The following is a 17,177-nucleotide window of genomic DNA, read 5'->3' as shown; positions in this document are numbered from 1 at the left end:
TATTTGAGAAAATTGTCATTCGTATCACTTTATCCTTATATCAATATTCTTATTTATTAATATGTCCCCTTATATTGCATGTCAAGTTTTATTATTGATACTTTTTCGAGGCAAAGTGAATTACTTACATTATATACTAAAACTAGTCTTTTATGTAATCGTTTACAAAACCGAAAAAACTTGCTATATTTTAAATGTAATCGATTACATTTGGTGGCAAAATTGTAAAGTATATCACCAAAAACTCTTATAGATATTTCTAATTGTTTAAAAATCATTTATTAACACAGCAAGAATAGTTAAATAAAAGGAGAGAATATCAATGACCGAAGTAAAAGACAAACAGTGGTGGAAAGAAGCTGTTGCATACCAAGTTTATCCTCGTAGTTTTAATGATTCAAATAATGATGGTATCGGAGATTTACGTGGATTAATCGAAAAATTAGACTACTTAAAAGATTTAGGAATAGATGTAATTTGGTTAAGTCCCATGTATGCATCTCCAAATGATGATAACGGCTATGATATCAGTGACTATCATGCCATTATGAAAGAATTCGGAACTATGGAAGATTTTGATGAGTTGCTTGAAAAAGTTCATGATAAAGGTATGAAATTAATTTTAGATCTTGTAGTTAATCATACTTCAGATGAACACCCATGGTTTATTGAATCCCGCTCTAGTTTAGATAATCCTAAACGTGACTGGTATTTCTGGGCTGATCCTAAAGAGGATGGTTCAGAACCTAATAACTGGGAAAGTATTTTTAATGGGTCAACTTGGGAATTTGATGAAAAAACAGGTCAATACTACTTCCATTTATTCAGTAAAAAACAACCAGATTTAAATTGGGAAAATCCAGAGGTACGTCAAGCTGTTATTGACATGATGAATTGGTGGTTTGACAAAGGAATTGATGGGTTCCGAGTAGACGCAATTACTCACGTAAAGAAAACATTTGAAATGGGTGATTTATCAATTCCAGAAGATAAAAAATATGCGCCAGTATATGATGCGGCTACTAACCAACCAGGTCTTCAAGATTGGCTTCAACAAGTAAAAGATGAATCGTTGAGTAAATATGATATTATGACTGTCGGTGAAGCAAATGGTGTAAACCCATACAATGCTGATGAATGGGTGGGAAGAAAAAATGGTAAATTTAATATGATATTCCAATTCGAACATTTAGGTTTGTGGAATACAGGAGAATCTCAATTCGATGTCCAGTCTTATAAAAATGTATTGAACCGTTGGCAAAAGGAATTGGAAAATACTGGATGGAATGCTTTGTTTATTGAAAACCATGACCAACCACGCCGTGTATCTACTTGGGGAAATGACGACAAGTATTGGTATGAATCAGCTACTAGTCATGCAGCTGTATACTTTTTACAACAAGGCACACCATTTATTTATCAAGGACAAGAAATTGGAATGACTAATTTTCCTTTCACAAGTATCGAACAATTTAACGATGTCTCTGTTAAAAATGAATACCGTATAGTTAAAGAAGACGGCGGCGATACAGAAGCATTGTTAGAGAAACATAGAATGGAAAATAGAGATAATTCACGTACTCCAATGCAATGGAATAATAGTGCTTATGCAGGATTTTCTGAAGTCGACCCATGGTTCCCAGTAAATCCAAATTACACAGAAATTAATGTTGAACAACAAGAAGCAGATCCTAACTCTATTCTTCAATTCTACAAAGATTTAATTCAATTAAAAAAATCAGATGATATTTATACTTATGGCGAATTCAATCTTGTTGATGCAGAAAACTCAAAAGTTTTTGCATATACTCGTACTCTAGGAGATAAAAAAGTCTTAATTGTTGGTAATCTAACTGATGAAACAGCTAAATTGAATACATCTTTAGATGTTCAATTTGATAACATTAAATTACACAATTATGATACAGAAATTAACCTATCAGAAATAAAACCATTTGAAACATTCGTTATATCACTTTGATATTAAAAGAATTTAAGCCGATTACATTCTCAAAAAGAGATGTAATCGGCTATTTTTTATTATTCCATTTATCCTTTTGTAGCTCCTGCTGTTAAGCCAGAAACTAGATATTTTTGTAGGAACAAGAATACGATAGCAATCGGAACTGCAATCATCATTGCCCCTGCCGCAAATACAGTGAAATTATTCGCATACTTATCATTAATGAAATTGAATAACCCCACAGCCAATGTGAATTTCTCAGGACTTCTCAGCAAAATTTTTGGCAAAATAAAGTCCATGAAAGGACCCATAAAATTGAAAAGTGCAACTACTGCAAGAATTGGTTTTGCTAATGGAAGCATAATTTGTAAAAATATACGCATATGTCCCGCACCATCAATCTTAGCTGATTCATCCAACTCTTTAGGGATTGTATCAAAGTACCCTTTAACCAAAAAAGCATTCATAGGAATTGACCCACCAATATAAACCAAAGTTAAACCAAATAATGAATCTAATAACCCAACTGTATTTAATAAGATGTAAATCGCTACCATAGCCATTAATACAGGAAACATTTGTAGGATTAAAAATGTAATCAAACCATACTTACGTCCTACGAAACGATATCTAGAAAACGCATAGGAAGTTAATGTTACAAATACAACACTGAATAAAGCATTAGCTGAAGCTACTATCAATGTATTTTTATACCAAGTTAAATATTGACTGCTCGGATCTGTTAGTAAATAAATATAATTTTTAAATGTCGCGTTATCAGGTATCATTTTTGCCCCATATAAATTTGTGCCTGGGTTCAATGATATACCAAACGTCCATAGTAATGGATATAGAATAATAACAAACATCAATGCAATAAATCCATAGATTCCTATTGCTTTTAAAACTGTTTTTTTCTTATTCATGTTAAATTCCTCCCTCATCTTTAAATGTACTCGTGCGTCTAAATTGTAAGAAAGCAACAATTGCTACGATAAAACCAATAATGAGGGAAACCACAGCACCCATGTTAAAGTTATTGAATTCAAATGTTAAGTTATAAACCCATGAAATCAAAATGTCTGTGCTACCAGCATTTTGTCCAGGTACAGGCGGTCCACCTTTATTAAATAAGTAAATAAGGTTAAAGTTGTTAAAGTTTCCAGCATATTGCATTATCAACAACGGTGCCGTTGCAAAAATGACATGTGGGAACGTAATATTTTTGAATTTTTGCCAACTTGACGCACCATCCATATCAGCCGCTTCATACCAGTCAGGAGATATACTTTGCAATACTCCTGTAAACAATGCAAATACAAATGGAAAGCCTAGCCATACTTGAATAGCAATCAACGCTATTTTAGTCCAGAACGGGTCATTAAGCCATGCTGGTGCTATTCCAAATAATGGTTGCAAAATATCAGTGTTAATTGCACCAAATTCATCATTAAATATTGCCGCAAAGATTAAGATTGTTACAAAAGCTGGAACTGCCCACGGTAAAATTAAAACAGTTCGGATTAACTTTTTAAATTTTACTACAGGATGATTAACGATAATTGCTAAAAATAATCCCAAAGCAATTTGTAAGGTTGTAGCAACCAATGTCCAAACAATTGTCCATGTAATTACACTGAAGAAAGTTTTTCTCCAAATGCCAATTGTAAATAATGTTTTGAAGTTATCTAATCCAACCCATTCCAATGTATGTCTAGGTGGAGAATTGTATAAATTATAGTTTGTAAAAGCTACAAACCCCATAAATATCAAAGGAAATACAACTACAAATACTAGTAAGAATGTTCCAGGTGAGATGAGTAGATATGGGAAAGTTTTATCCCAAGTTGCGATACGTCTTGCTTTAGGATCCTTTATTTCTTCATTTCGGTTGTAGCGTATCGCATTTTTATATGCATCTACGATATTTACAATATAAAGCAATATTGCAAAAGCGATTAACAGCATAGATATGATACCCTGAGCTAATAATACACGTGAGTCATCAAGTTTAGGTACTGTCCCTAATGTAAACAGCCCCCAAAACCCGACGTTAAAGAATTGATAAAAAACTGAAATAAAACTAATGAAAAATACTAAGAATATTGCTCCTTTGATTGGACGTTTATTATAAAACTGTCCTAAGCCAGGAATAACAGAAAGTAATGCAGCAAGTTTAGGGTTACGTTTTTTCATGTTAGTGCTCCTTTCATTATTACTTGTCTTCTGGATGTAGAATTTCTATATTTTGTCTTATATCTTCTGTTGCTTCGTCTAATGATTCTTTAGGATTTTTACCATTAGAAATAAAGATGCTTGCATTACCCATTGGTTCCCAAACTTGTTGCATCTCTGGAATGTTTGGCATTGGTTCAGCATTTTTGGCTTGTTCTTCAAATACTTTCAAATTCGGGTTTGATGATTTCACATCTGTACGACCTGTAATTTCGCTCATTTCATTAGTATATTTCTGTAATGTATCTTTGCTTGTGATATATAACATTAAATCTTTAGCCCAATATTTAGATTTACTATATTCAGATAAATACCATCCTCTTACACCAAGAAATGGTTTCATTTTTTCACCATGATCTGTAGGTAAAGTAGTTACACCTAAATCTTTTCCTAAAACTTCTTGGTATTCATTCAAATTCCAAGGTCCAGTTACAAATTGACCAACTTTTCCATCTTTGAATAATCCAATCATCACATCATGTGTAGCAGCTTTTGGTAAATAACCTTTTTTATACCATTGCTGTAACCTTTCACCATTTTTAACTACGTCTTTACTATTCAATCCTAGTTTATTTACATCATACTTATCGCCATTTTTTTTAAAAATATAATCATCGTTATTAAATAAGAATGGATAGTTGAAATAAAAGTTTTTAGCATCAAATAAAAACCCATATTGCTTTTTTTCATGATTTGTATATTTTTCAGCATTTGCTTCTACTTCTTTTAATGTTTGCGGAGCTTCTTTTAGATATTTTTTATTATAGAAAAGTGCAGTTGTTTCTACTATAGATGGTAATGCGAGTTGTTTATTATCGTAATTCAAAGCGCGCAACGCATCTTTATTGAAGCCTTGCAATTCTTTATCCGAAAACTTTAATTCCGCTGCAAGACCTTGTAAGTATGCACTTCCAGTATTATCGTGTGCTAAGAAAAATAAATCTGGACCTTTCCCAGCAGGAGCGTCCAAAGAGATGTTTTCTAACTGATCATTTTGTCCCACATTCACCAACTTAACTTTAATCCCAGTTTTTTTAGTATAAGCAGCTGTAATTTTTTTATAAAAAGCAATTTGTTTGTCACCATCTACCCACATAGTTAATTGATCAGGTTTTGTCTTACTTTCATCACTTTTAAGTGCTTGATCAATATCTTTTTGTGTACGATTTGGACCACATGCGCTTAGCAAGACAACCGTTATTATTAAAAATGCTATAGCTTTAATAATTTTATTCATAGTTGTGTCCTCCTTTACACAATACGATTTCCAGTTTCTTTATCGAAAAAGTGACTTTTATTTAAATCAAAAGCAAGCTCTATTTTTTCATTAGCTGCTACCTTTGTTCTAGAATCTAACTTCGCAATAATTTCAAATCCTTCAAACATACTATGCACCATTATTTCAGACCCTAATAGTTCTGAAACGATTACTTCCGCTTTAAATACAGTTCCTGGTGAAGACTGAATAAATATAGGTTCTTCATGGATATCTTCTGCACGAATACCTAGCACAACTGTTTTATTTTCATAACCATAATTTTTTAAATTTTCGAATTTCTTGTTATCTAAATTGAATATTTTCTCACCGATTTTAATACCATCCGAAGTTACCTCAGCATCTAACACATTCATTGCTGGTGAACCAATAAACTGTGCTACAAATATATTGTCTGGTGTGTCATAAATTTCTCTTGGTGAGCCTACTTGCATAATATCTCCATCTTTAAGTACTACAATACGTGTAGCCATTGTCAAAGCTTCTGTCTGATCATGAGTTACGTAAATTGTTGTAGTATTTAATCTTTTATGAAGCTTCAAAATCTCTGTACGCATTTGTACACGCAATTTTGCATCCAAGTTAGATAAAGGTTCATCCATTAAAAATACTTTAGCATCTCTGACAATAGCTCTTCCTAAAGCAACACGCTGACGTTGACCACCAGATAAAGCTTTAGGTTTTCTATTTAAATATTCAGTAAGACCTAATATTTCTGCTGCATCATCAACCCGTTTTTTGATTTCTTGTTTGTTTACCTTACGTAATTTCAATCCAAAAGCCATATTTTCAAATACTGTCATATGCGGATAAAGTGCATAGTTTTGAAAGACCATCGCTATATCTCTATTTTTAGGTTCAACATCATTCATTCGTGCATCATCAATGTAGAAGTCTCCTCCAGTAATAGATTCTAAGCCAGCAATCATACGTAGGGTTGTAGATTTCCCACACCCTGAAGGTCCAACAAAAACTATAAATTCTTTATCTTTGATGTGTAGATTAAAGTCATTAACTACTGTGTTGTGGTTGTCGTAAACTTTTTTGATATGTTCTAGTTTCAATTCGGCCATAATCATTTTCCTTTCATCTTGTAAAATGTAATCGATTACTTTAAATCTTATATTTAGAAATAAAGCCTGTCAATATAAATTTGTAAACGTTTACATATTTGTTTGATTTACGTACTCTCTACATCTACTAATTGATGAATTCATTTGGGAAGTCAGCTTATTAAGAAAATAAACTAGATTCTTAATCTCTATTGAATCTTGAAGAATTACCTAGAATCTTATTTATGTATAACTTCAATATTTAAAGACACAAAAGAGAACCCATAACATATTTATATGTACAGGTTCTCTTTTTCTTATCCCTTATATCTGCTCTATATTCTCTATCGCCTTCACGTCACTGCCGTCTGTATAGACTTTAATGGTATAACTGTTATCTTTATTTTTATCGTAATACCAAGTGTCACCGCGTTTTTCATTTGGTGTGTTATGGAAATCGGTGAATGCATCTGTAGTCATGTCGCTTGGGACTACATAGACGTGATCGACTTGGTCATTATTATCGTAGCTTACGGCCATATTGCCATAAAGATGTGCTTCGTTGCCGTTGATATCCATCGTGCCTTCTGGCTTGCCGTGGCTCTTTTCGATGCTGTCTTTACTGTCTCCGATATAAAAGCCTTCATAGCCGTTGCTATTATCTGAGTTCATATAATTTTCGCTGAAACTGTCTGAGTTCACGTCTACGCTCACAGGTTGTGTTTCAGGTAATTCGCTTTCTTTGTTGGTGTTGCTTTGATTTTGTTCTGAGGAGGCGGGTTGGTCGTTATGATGATGTTCAGCGTTTTTATTTTGATAGGCATTGTATGCTGCGTAACCAATGCCTGCAATTAATAAAGCTATTACGAAGCCTATCAGTGCAAACAACCAGGCTGGTTTCTGCTTCTGTGGCGCTGGTCGTTGTGATCTGTTAGGTTCTCTTCTTCTATTATTGTTGGACGAGGTGTAATGTACTCGATCTTCTTCTGGCACTTTTGCCCCGCATTTGGAACAGAATTTCTCGTCCGGCTCTAATGGCTTTCCGCAATGCGTACAGTATTTCAAGACTAAATCCCCTTTCTGAAAATAGTTGCATTACAGTCATTATAAGTAAAAATTTAAGAAGATTCTAGATTAAATAGATTCTTTTAATCTTCTTTACAAAATTAAATTCAATTAAATGTTTGATACCAACTTAAAACTGAATGAGTAATCAAAAAATCTACTACTAAAATTTAAAAAATAAATTTTATTGTAATATAGATATTCAAATATGAGTGTGCTACTATGTTATTGATTGACATACAAAATTGTATGCAAAATAAATTAATTTTTAAAAGTAAACAAGGGGGAACTTAACATGTACTGTCCAAATTGCGGTACACCTGTAGGACCAGATGACCGCTTCTGTGGCGAATGCGGTACTGACCTGACAAAATCTAAACCAGTCACAGACACTGCTCAAAAAACTGAAGACCAACCTGACACTTCCCGCACTCACGCATCTGCAGCAACACATGCTGAAACACCATCTGAAACACAACCTGAACGTCACTCCAAGAATGAACACGCACAACAAGAACCACACACTCAACCTACTAATTCTAACCAGCAACCAGCGTTTGACACAGACAAATTCAATCAACAGGCAAATGAAATTAAGCATGAAGGCTCTAGCTTCTTCAGCAAACTCTTTAAATCACACGATAGTGTCGTAGCTGAAGACCAACCATTCAGTCTTAAATTTATCGGTATTCTAGCTGCCGTATTCTTAATTATTTCATTATTGGTTATCACTATTTTAGTGCCACAAGAAGTATCAATCTTCGGTATCTCTAAAGCGAACGCTGTTTCTAACTTATTCTTTAGTCTTGTACTCTTTATCGCACTGGGTTACGGCATTTTAGCGCTGACAGCACGTTTGACAATTAAAGACGCTATCAGCTTTGTAAAGTTACTGTCTGACTTCGTTTTTGTTAATACATTCTCGTTTATCCTATTTATTCTCGGGATTTTACTATTAAGATTAGAAATTATTTCCATCGGTTCCTTTTTAACGTTACTAGGAATTATCAGTTTCTATTCAGCAGCCATTTACATCATTACAAAGTATTCCAGCTTCCACGCTATCCGTATTCCAGTCTTTTTCGGAATTCTGATTTACATCGCACTACAACTGATTGTCTTGATGGTTTACGGCGAAATGGTCCGCAACTCCTTAATGGAAACTTTCAAGAATATTATGGATGACTTCCCATCATTCGGAGGTGGATATTAATGCGCTACTGTAAGAATTGCGGGCATGAGATTAAAAGTGGCCAGAAGGTCTGTACGCAATGCGGTACGCCAGTTGACCAGAATCAACCACCACGTCGTTCATCACAGTCTCAACAAAGACCACCGAAGAAGCCGATGTCGACTGCAGCATGGGTAATTATCGCACTTATCATCGCAGTAGCAGTGATTGCACTCATCCTATTCTTTATCGGCAAGACTCAAATGAGCGTCACAAAGAAAGCTGATTCAGTTGCTTCAGCAATTAAGAATAATAATGCAGATCAGTTGAAGAAGAATGTCACTTCTGATGGTAAACCTTTAACGAAAGAAGAAGCGCACGCCTTCTTAGAACTGATTAACGAATCTAAATTGAAAGACAAAATGGCAGATCAAGTGAAAGACAAAGCTAAAGGGATGCATGACCAGCACCTTGACAGCGGCTTAGTCGAGTATAACGGCGAGAAAGTGATGGATATCAAACAAGAAGGTCGCAAATGGCTATTCTTCAAAGATTATAAATTCGATCTTCCACGCTACGAAATCTATGTGGATAATACGTCCGATATTGACAAGCTGAAATTCACACGCGACGGCAAAACACATACGTTAGGACACAACGGTAAAGTGGGCGACTTCCCTCTTGGTTATTACGAGTTGAAAGCAACAAAAACCGAGGACGGCAAAGACTATAAAGGCCAACTCCAAGTCTTCTCATCACAACATATGAAACAAGCGAATCCGAACTTCAAACAAATTAAATTCCACGTGAACATCGACAATTCAAACATTTACGATTCCGATACCACGTTATACATCAATAACGAGAAACACGAAATGGATTCCAGCGAAGAATACGGCCCATATCCTCCAGACGAGAAAGTTGAAGTCTACGCCGTAGCAGACGTCGAAGGCAAGAACTTCACTTCAGACAAAGAAATTGTGAAAATTTCAGGAGATGGAGATTCAACCGAAAACGTAGACCTGTCATTCGATGACAACGCCATTTCCAAACACATTGAAGCTAAGGAAAAAGAAAGCTCTAAAGATGACGACGATGATGACAGCAGCTCTAGCGACGATGAAGTGACACGCGATAACGTCATCGATAAAGTTGAATCATTCGAAGGTCATTTATTAGATACAGACGAATATACATTCAAAGAACCTGAAAAAACAGGCGGTGGATGGGGCTTCTCATACACTGATAAAGATGGCGATTTAGCCGGTTCATATAAAATCGATAGCGATGGTTACGTCAGAAAATATGACGAACACGGCGATGAAATCGATTCAGGTTACGGGAATTAAGAAAAACTGGTTTGGGACATTAATTTGTTCCAAACCAGTTTTTTAATTTAATAAACTTTAGAAATTAGTCAAAAAAGTTCCACCAATGTTTCTTTTTTAATCTGTAAAACACTTCACTGTCAGTTCCTTCGTGGCTCAAATGGCCGCTAGAAAGTTTAACATATTCTCTTCTAATTGTATTTTTATCTATCTTTTTAAATGTCGATTCCATCACCATATTCGGTGCTTCTTCTTTAACTATAAATTTATCTTTTCCATTAGAACGCTCAATAGTGTATTTATTTTCTTTTTTATATTTATAACTAAAGTCCTTATCTGAGAATTGCTTCATAATTCCATTATCTTTAAAAACTAGATAATTATTATCTCCAGTTCTTAATGATGTATTCTTCCATGACCCTTTTAAAAATTTGTATTCCTCGTTTTTTCCGCACCCCACCAATAAAACGACTAAAAGCATACTTAATAACCAAATTTTTCTCATTTATGTAACTCCTATAATTTTGTAATATAATATAAAATTATATATTGAATACAAGTTTAAGGCTAAATAATTATTGAGGACAAAGACTCTATTAGTAACTTTAAACATTTTAATTCACAATAAGATGCTAAAATTAACTTTAATAATAGCTTTAATTTTCCTTAAATCACAAGTAAGTTCAATCCTTTTAAAATTTAAACGTATACGTTGGCTCTCTCAATAGGTATAGAACGTCTAATCGTGTTATAGTTCAGTTGATGAGATGAATATTATGAGTTATGCGATAAAGGAGGATTTTAACATGGCAAAGTTATTAGGAACAAAGTTATTAGGAACAAAGTTAGAACAACCTAATTTCACAGCGAAGAATCGCTTTTTTAAATCAGCGATGAGTGAGACATTGGCGGATCGTAATAATAGTCCAACAGTTGGGCTGGTGAATTTATATCGTCGCTGGTCTCGTGGCGGTGCTGGTATTTTAATGTCAGGTAATGTCATGGTGGATCGCAATGCGATTGGCGAACCCGGCAACGTGGCGATAGAAGATGAGCGTGATCTACCTATGCTGAAACGTTGGGCGCAAGCTGGAACGCAAATGAATACGGAGTTTTGGATGCAGATTAATCATCCTGGCAAACAATCTCCGAAATCCTTATCTAAAGAACCAGTGGCTCCAAGTGCTATTCCCTTATCTGGCGAAGTCGCTGTTGCGTTTAATCCGCCTCGTGCGTTAACTGAGGAAGAAATTCTGGATTTGATTAAACGTTTTGGCAACACTGCGCGTATTGCGAAGAAAGCTGGCTTTACAGGTGTACAAATTCATAGTGCTCATGGTTATTTAGTCAATCAATTCTTGTCTCCGCATCATAACCAGCGTGAAGATCAATGGGGTGGCAATGCGGAAAATCGTATGCGCTTCTTGATGGAAGTGTATCGCGAAATGCGTCGTCAAGTCGGCGATGACTTCCCTATTGGTATTAAACTAAATTCTGCAGACTTCCAACGTGGTGGTTTCACTGAAGAAGAATCTATGCAAGTGTTGAAAACAATTGATGAAGCCGGCATTGATTTGATTGAAATTTCAGGTGGAAATTATGAAAATCCCGTTATATTTAAAGGCGGCGATGTACGCGAAAGTTCTAAAAAACGTGAAGCATATTTTTTAGATTATGCTGATAAAGCACGTCAAATAGTGAAAGCTCCGATTGTCGTTACTGGCGGTTTCCGTACTGCTAAAGGTATGGAAGACGCTCTTGAGAGTGGTTCTGTTGATATGGTTGGAATTGCGAAACCGTTCGCAATATATCCTGATTTGCCAAATCAAATTCTGAACGGCACTTATGAAAAACTTGAATCACCTCATATCACTACTGGAGTTAAAGCTCTAGATAAGAAATTATCTTCTATACTTGTATTGAGTTGGTATGAAAAACAATTTGAATTAATGGCGAACGGCAAACAACCTGAGATGCAGTTGAGTGCTTGGAAAGGTTTATGGAATAGTGTTAAGAAAAATGGAGCATCAGCCTTTATGCAAAGACGTGCTTAATTGCCGGAATTTAACTAGAGGTAAGACTGACGTTTGTCTGAAGTTAGAGTGACGGACGTGTTAAAAAGCATGCGCGGCCTAGTTTTCAGGACATGCATGCTTTTTGTTTTTGTATGAGATTGAGTTGTACTCCCCTACTCCATTTCTCTCGCAAAATCTGTATCATTATCTGAAAAACGTTGCGCAAAGTCGATAAGAATATCTTTATAGGTTTCTACAGATTTGATATCGGCATATTCATTATCGCCGTGCCAATTGTCACCTGATGGTCCGAATTCTATAGCTGGCACACCATGTTGCATGAAATATCCAGTATCGGCATATCCATGTTGGCCAAATACTTTTGGTGACGGTTGTCCGGTAGTTTGTTCGATACTGCTGAGCAACAGTTGGATATGCGGATTATTTACATCATTGTCCACGGGAATTGCGGCGTGGTGTATCTCTATATCGGCATCTGTCACACCTTGGATTTCTTTTAAAACAGCTTCTTTAGACTGTTTGGGAAGGTAACGAATATCGATGGACATCTCGCACGCATCGGGCACGACGTTATAAGCCTCTCCGCCTTTGATTTGTGACAAGTTGATGGATGGCCCGTCGTAAATGTCGTCTGATTCTTTGGCGAATGGTAGTTGTGTAATGGCCTCGAATGCTTTGTAGGCTTTCACAATCGCGTTGTCGCCTTCCCAAGGACGGCTGCCGTGTGCGGATTTGCCGGTAAAATGCAGGTCGGCTTGCAAGATGCCTTTCGCTTTGTAGCCGATGCCGAGTTGTGTGGGCTCGCCGCAGATGACAAAGTCGCCGAGGTAGCCGTTATCTGTCAGGTAGGAGGCACAGTGAATGCCGCCGATTTCTTCGTCGGTTACGAGTTGAAGTTGAACAGATGTGTTGCCAAGGTCTTTGTTCTGCAGTTCTACAACGGCGTTCATCATAGCACTGACGCCTGCTTTCATATCGATGGATCCACGACCGTAAAGTTTGTCGTCTTTAGTTTCTGGTTGGAATTGGTTGGGTTGCCCGCTGACTACATCGACGTGTCCGTTGTAGATAAGGCGGTTCTTACCCTCTCCGATTGTGCAGACGAGCATTTTGTAGCCTTCGTTGGTAAGTATTTCTGGATGCAAGCCGTTACTTTCGAGCCATTCTTTACAGAAGTCGATAGTGTCGTTGGCATTTTCCAGATTGGAACTTTCGAATTGAATGAGTTGTTCGAGTAGGTCGATTGTATCTGACATGGAGTCATCTCCTTTATGATTATTGGATTGGCAGTCGCTGGTTAGTTTGTTTATCTTATATTTCTATACTACCTCATTTGGACCGGAAGTAATGCGAATATTAGGAAAATATTAAGGAAATGTGAGTTAGGTAGCGTGATGTTGTTGATCGGGCGGGGGAATCTAGACACTAGTTTCTGTGTTGTGTCTAGATTATATGCTTTTCTAGACACTAATTTCCGAGAAGTGTCTAGATTATACGCTTTTCTAGACACTAATTTCCGAGAAGTGTCTAGATTACATGCTTTTCTAGACACTAGTTTCCGAGAAGTGTCTAGATTCACGCCTCACACGCACAATTCCCCCTCTAGAGTGTTCAACTCACTTCATTTGTTGCGACTCTCCTATAATGTAAAACTCCCATTAAATTTCCAAAGTTATTAATATTGAGCTAAATGTACAAATTATTATTATTTATTGTGCAGATAAAACATTGTTTAATATCTGAATTTTCAATATAATTATAGTATAGAAAAGGTTTCTATCCAGATATGGTTTTACAAAATTTCTATAGCATTATGAATCAGACAACTTTCTTGGTTTGCGAGAAAATAGAGGGTTTTCTTTTCGAATCAAGAATAAAGGAAAAGGAGAGGTTATTTTATGAAAGCAGCTGTATGGTATGGTCAAAAGGATGTACGTGTTGAGGAACGTGAAGTTAAGCCTTTAAAAGATGATGAGGTCCGCGTAAAAGTATCTTGGACAGGTATTTGTGGGACTGACTTGCATGAATACTTAGAAGGACCTGTATTCATTGCAGTAGATGAGCCGGATCCGTTATTAGGACAAAAAGCTCCTGTAACTTTAGGACATGAATTTTCTGGAGTAGTTGAAGAAGTGGGAAGTGCTGTGACTGAGTATAAAAAAGGTGACCGCGTGGTTGTGAACCCTACTGTTTCTAAACAAGAGAAAGAGGAGAATATTGATCTTTACGATGGTTATTCATTTATCGGTTTAGGTGCTGATGGTGGATTTGCATACTTTACTAATGCTCCCGAAGGCAACGTTTATCGTTTACCTGACAACGTATCTGCTAAAGAAGGTGCTTTAGTTGAGCCGACTGCAGTAGCAGTACAAGCTGTTAAAGAAGGCGAATTATTATTCGGTGATACTGTAGCTGTAATCGGTGCAGGCCCAATTGGTTTATTAAATGTTATTGCAGCAAAAGCAGCAGGTGCTAGTAAAATTTTCGTATTTGATTTATCAGATGAACGTTTAGAAAAAGCCAAAGAAGTCGGTGCAACTTATGCAGTTAATTCTGGTGAAGTTGACCCTGTTGAATTCATCAATAAACATACTGAAAATGGCGTAGATGTTACATTCGAAGTAGCTGGTGTAGCTGCAACATTAGCCCAATCTATTAGTATTACACGTCCTCGTGGTACTGTTGTTATCGTTTCTATTTTCAGTCACCCTGTTCAATTTGATCCAATGCAATTAACAAACTCAGGTGTGAAATTGACATCTACAATTGCTTATACACCAACAACATTCCAACAAACTATTGATTTAATCAGTGAAGGCAACTTAAATGTTAAACCAGTTGTGACTGATGAAATCGAATTAGAAGATATTGTAGAAGCTGGTTTTGAAAAATTAGTCAGCGATAAATCTCAAGCTAAAATTTTAGTTAAACTGAATGGCGACCAAGCTTAATTTTGTAGTGGGATTTTAAGTTGAGACGGAAAGTGTGGGCTTTCCGTCTTTTCTTTATGCAATCTTTACCAACATCTTCTCCAAACGCACTCTCTTCATCCTTTCATTCTCCAAAGTTTTCTTTTCCGAAGGGGACTCCCCTATCTTCTTATAAATCGGCAATTAATAATTTTCAAAATATTAAGTACATTTAATTATGTTCCGTCAAACAGATATGGTAGTATTTAATTATAATTATTCTAAATAAGGGGTGTGAGGGGTATGAGTAAACAAGATGATTCAAAGTTAACTGGGTTATTTGGCCGTCCGGTGGGTGATCGTGAGAATTCTATGACTGCTGGACCTCGTGGACCTGTTTTAATGCAAGATGTCTATTTGATGGAGCAATTAGCGCATTTTGATCGTGAGGTGATTCCGGAACGTCGTATGCATGCGAAAGGTTCTGGTGCGTTCGGTACTTTCACGGTCACAAATGATATTACTGAGTATTCTGTGGCAAGTATTTTCTCTGAAGTGGGTAAAGAAACGCCGATGTTTGCGCGTTTTTCTACAGTTGCAGGTGAACGTGGCGCTGCGGATGCTGAACGTGATATTCGTGGTTTCGCATTAAAGTTCTATACAGATCAAGGTAACTGGGATTTAGTCGGCAATAATACGCCTGTCTTCTTCTTCCGTGATCCTAAATTGTTCGCAAGTTTAAACCATGCTGTTAAACGTGACCCACGTACGAATATGCGTAGTGCACAGAATAACTGGGATTTCTGGACTTCCTTACCTGAAGCGTTGCACCAAGTTACAATCTTAATGACGGACCGCGGTATCCCTAGAGGTTTCCGACATATGCATGGTTTCGGTTCTCATACTTATTCTTTAGTGAATGATAAAAATGAACGTGTATGGGTGAAATTCCATTTCCGTACACAACAGGGTATTGAAAATTATAGTGCTGAAGAAGCTGAACAAGTGATTGCGAAAGATCGTGAATCCTCTCAACGTGATTTATTTAATGCGATCGAAGAAGGCGATTTCCCAAAATGGAAAATGTATATTCAAGTGATGACTGAAGAACAAGCTCGCAATCACAAAGACAACCCATTTGATTTAACTAAAGTATGGTTTAAGGACGAATATCCACTCATTGAAGTTGGGGAATTTGAGTTGAACCGTAACCCTGACAACTACTTTATGGATGTGGAACAAGCAGCATTCGCACCGACAAATATTGTACCGGGTATTGATTTCTCTCCTGACAAAATGTTGCAAGGTCGTTTGTTCTCTTATGGCGATGCGCAACGTTATCGTTTAGGTGTGAATCACTGGCAAATTCCAGTCAATCAACCTCAAGGAGTGGGTGTAGAAAATATTTGTCCATTCAGCCGCGATGGTCAAGGCCGCTTCTTAGACGGCAACCAAGGCGGCAAAACGCACTATTATCCTAATAGTATGGGCGCAATGGAAAGCCAACCTGAATATAAACGTGCACCAATGGATGTTGTAGATGGTCAGGCCTATGAATATAACTTCCGTGAAGATGATGATAATTACTTCGAACAACCCGGAAAGTTATTCCGTCTACAATCTCCAGAACAACAAGAGCGTATGTTCACCAATACTGCAACGAAATGGACGGCACAACGGACGAAGTGAAATATCGTCATATCCGTCATTGCTATAAAGCCGATCCAGACTATGGCAAAGGTGTCGCAAAAGCTTTAGGTATTGATATTAATGATGTGGACTTAGAAGCAGCAGATTAATTTGAATAAGGTGTGGTCGTTGATGATTCTAGATAAGATTAATCCAAATGATTTATTCCCAACGGAACAAGTAGAATGTTCAGTACTCGGAAAGATGGCCTATCCGATAAACGGTGAGGTCAAAGTATTTGAAGCTGCATATATTGCTACAAATGAACGCTTAATTTTAAACGTTGATATGGCTGGCGAGTTCTATTACCGCAATATCGGTTACAATGAAATTCAAAACGTCAAGTTAACTACAGATGCTTTAGATATTACATTCGAAATCGGAACGTTTACTTTGAAAGATTTTAATTTTGAAGAGGCTGAACAATTCGTGGATAATATTCAAAATAAATAA

The 17,177-nt window shown here is 36.4% G+C and carries 13 protein-coding genes and 1 pseudogene; 7 read left to right on the top strand and 7 right to left on the bottom strand.

The window, feature by feature from the left end; all coding sequences use genetic code 11:
* Window positions 1-322 precede the first annotated feature (322 nt).
* Window positions 323-1,981 carry a glycoside hydrolase family 13 protein gene (locus tag CKV71_RS00775; RefSeq protein ID WP_095102803.1) on the top strand — a complete coding sequence of 553 codons (1,659 nt, stop codon included), beginning with the start codon at window positions 323-325 and terminating at the stop codon, window positions 1,979-1,981.
* A 68-nt stretch (window positions 1,982-2,049) separates the two neighbouring features.
* Here CKV71_RS00775 and CKV71_RS00770 read toward each other — a convergent pair whose 3' ends face one another.
* From CKV71_RS00770 to CKV71_RS00750, 5 genes are all read right to left on the bottom strand, one after another.
* Entirely contained in the window at window positions 2,050-2,889 is an 840-nt protein-coding gene (locus CKV71_RS00770) for a sugar ABC transporter permease (RefSeq protein WP_095102801.1), read from the bottom strand.
* 1 nt (window position 2,890) lies between these two features.
* Window positions 2,891-4,159: a sugar ABC transporter permease gene (locus tag CKV71_RS00765; RefSeq protein ID WP_095102799.1), complete on the bottom strand. Its 1,269-nt coding sequence runs from the start codon at window positions 4,157-4,159 to the stop codon at window positions 2,891-2,893.
* Window positions 4,160-4,178: 19 nt separating this feature from the next.
* The gene (locus CKV71_RS00760; protein WP_095102797.1) at window positions 4,179-5,435 is read right to left on the bottom strand and encodes an extracellular solute-binding protein; all 1,257 of its coding nucleotides are present in this window, start codon (window positions 5,433-5,435) and stop codon (window positions 4,179-4,181) included.
* Between the two features lie 14 nt (window positions 5,436-5,449).
* On the bottom strand, window positions 5,450-6,547 hold the full coding sequence (locus CKV71_RS00755) for an ABC transporter ATP-binding protein (RefSeq protein WP_095102795.1): 1,098 nt from the start codon (window positions 6,545-6,547) through the stop codon (window positions 5,450-5,452).
* A 303-nt stretch (window positions 6,548-6,850) separates the two neighbouring features.
* On the bottom strand, window positions 6,851-7,591 hold the full coding sequence (locus tag CKV71_RS00750; protein WP_095102793.1) for a zinc-ribbon domain-containing protein: 741 nt from the start codon (window positions 7,589-7,591) through the stop codon (window positions 6,851-6,853).
* Between the two features lie 295 nt (window positions 7,592-7,886).
* On the opposite strand from CKV71_RS00750, the gene CKV71_RS00745 reads away from it, so the two are divergent.
* The gene (locus CKV71_RS00745; RefSeq protein WP_095102791.1) at window positions 7,887-8,804 is read left to right on the top strand and encodes a zinc-ribbon domain-containing protein; all 918 of its coding nucleotides are present in this window, start codon (window positions 7,887-7,889) and stop codon (window positions 8,802-8,804) included.
* Window positions 8,804-10,111, top strand: coding sequence for a TcaA second domain-containing protein (locus CKV71_RS00740; protein ID WP_095102789.1), 1,308 nt, complete (start codon window positions 8,804-8,806; stop codon window positions 10,109-10,111). The genes CKV71_RS00745 and CKV71_RS00740 overlap by 1 nt, the downstream gene beginning before the upstream one ends.
* Window positions 10,112-10,175: 64 nt before the next feature.
* On the opposite strand, the gene CKV71_RS00735 is transcribed toward CKV71_RS00740, so the two are convergent.
* A complete protein-coding gene (locus CKV71_RS00735) occupies window positions 10,176-10,595 on the bottom strand; it encodes a DUF5004 domain-containing protein (protein ID WP_095102786.1) in 420 nt (139 codons plus the stop codon).
* Between the two features lie 301 nt (window positions 10,596-10,896).
* On the opposite strand from CKV71_RS00735, the gene CKV71_RS00730 reads away from it, so the two are divergent.
* Window positions 10,897-12,144, top strand: coding sequence for an NADH:flavin oxidoreductase/NADH oxidase family protein (locus CKV71_RS00730; RefSeq protein WP_186824434.1), 1,248 nt, complete (start codon window positions 10,897-10,899; stop codon window positions 12,142-12,144).
* Between the two features lie 134 nt (window positions 12,145-12,278).
* Here CKV71_RS00730 and CKV71_RS00725 read toward each other — a convergent pair whose 3' ends face one another.
* Window positions 12,279-13,382: a M20 family metallopeptidase gene (locus CKV71_RS00725; protein WP_095102781.1), complete on the bottom strand. Its 1,104-nt coding sequence runs from the start codon at window positions 13,380-13,382 to the stop codon at window positions 12,279-12,281.
* A 642-nt stretch (window positions 13,383-14,024) separates the two neighbouring features.
* Between CKV71_RS00725 and CKV71_RS00720 the strand changes: the two genes are divergently transcribed.
* The 3 genes and pseudogenes from CKV71_RS00720 (at window position 14,025) to CKV71_RS00710 (ending at window position 17,177) form a co-directional block, all read left to right on the top strand.
* Complete coding sequence (locus CKV71_RS00720) at window positions 14,025-15,077, top strand: 2,3-butanediol dehydrogenase (RefSeq protein WP_095102779.1); 1,053 nt, start codon at window positions 14,025-14,027, stop codon at window positions 15,075-15,077.
* Between the two features lie 261 nt (window positions 15,078-15,338).
* Window positions 15,339-16,834 (top strand): annotated as a pseudogene (locus CKV71_RS00715) (catalase).
* Between the two features lie 22 nt (window positions 16,835-16,856).
* A complete protein-coding gene (locus tag CKV71_RS00710) occupies window positions 16,857-17,177 on the top strand; it encodes a hypothetical protein (RefSeq protein WP_095102777.1) in 321 nt (106 codons plus the stop codon).

Source organism: Staphylococcus piscifermentans (assembly GCF_900186985.1).
In the GTDB taxonomy this organism is placed as follows: domain Bacteria; phylum Bacillota; class Bacilli; order Staphylococcales; family Staphylococcaceae; genus Staphylococcus; species Staphylococcus piscifermentans.
The sequence above is the reverse complement of the archived record's forward strand: the minus strand, read 5'-3'. Positions and strand labels throughout refer to the sequence as shown.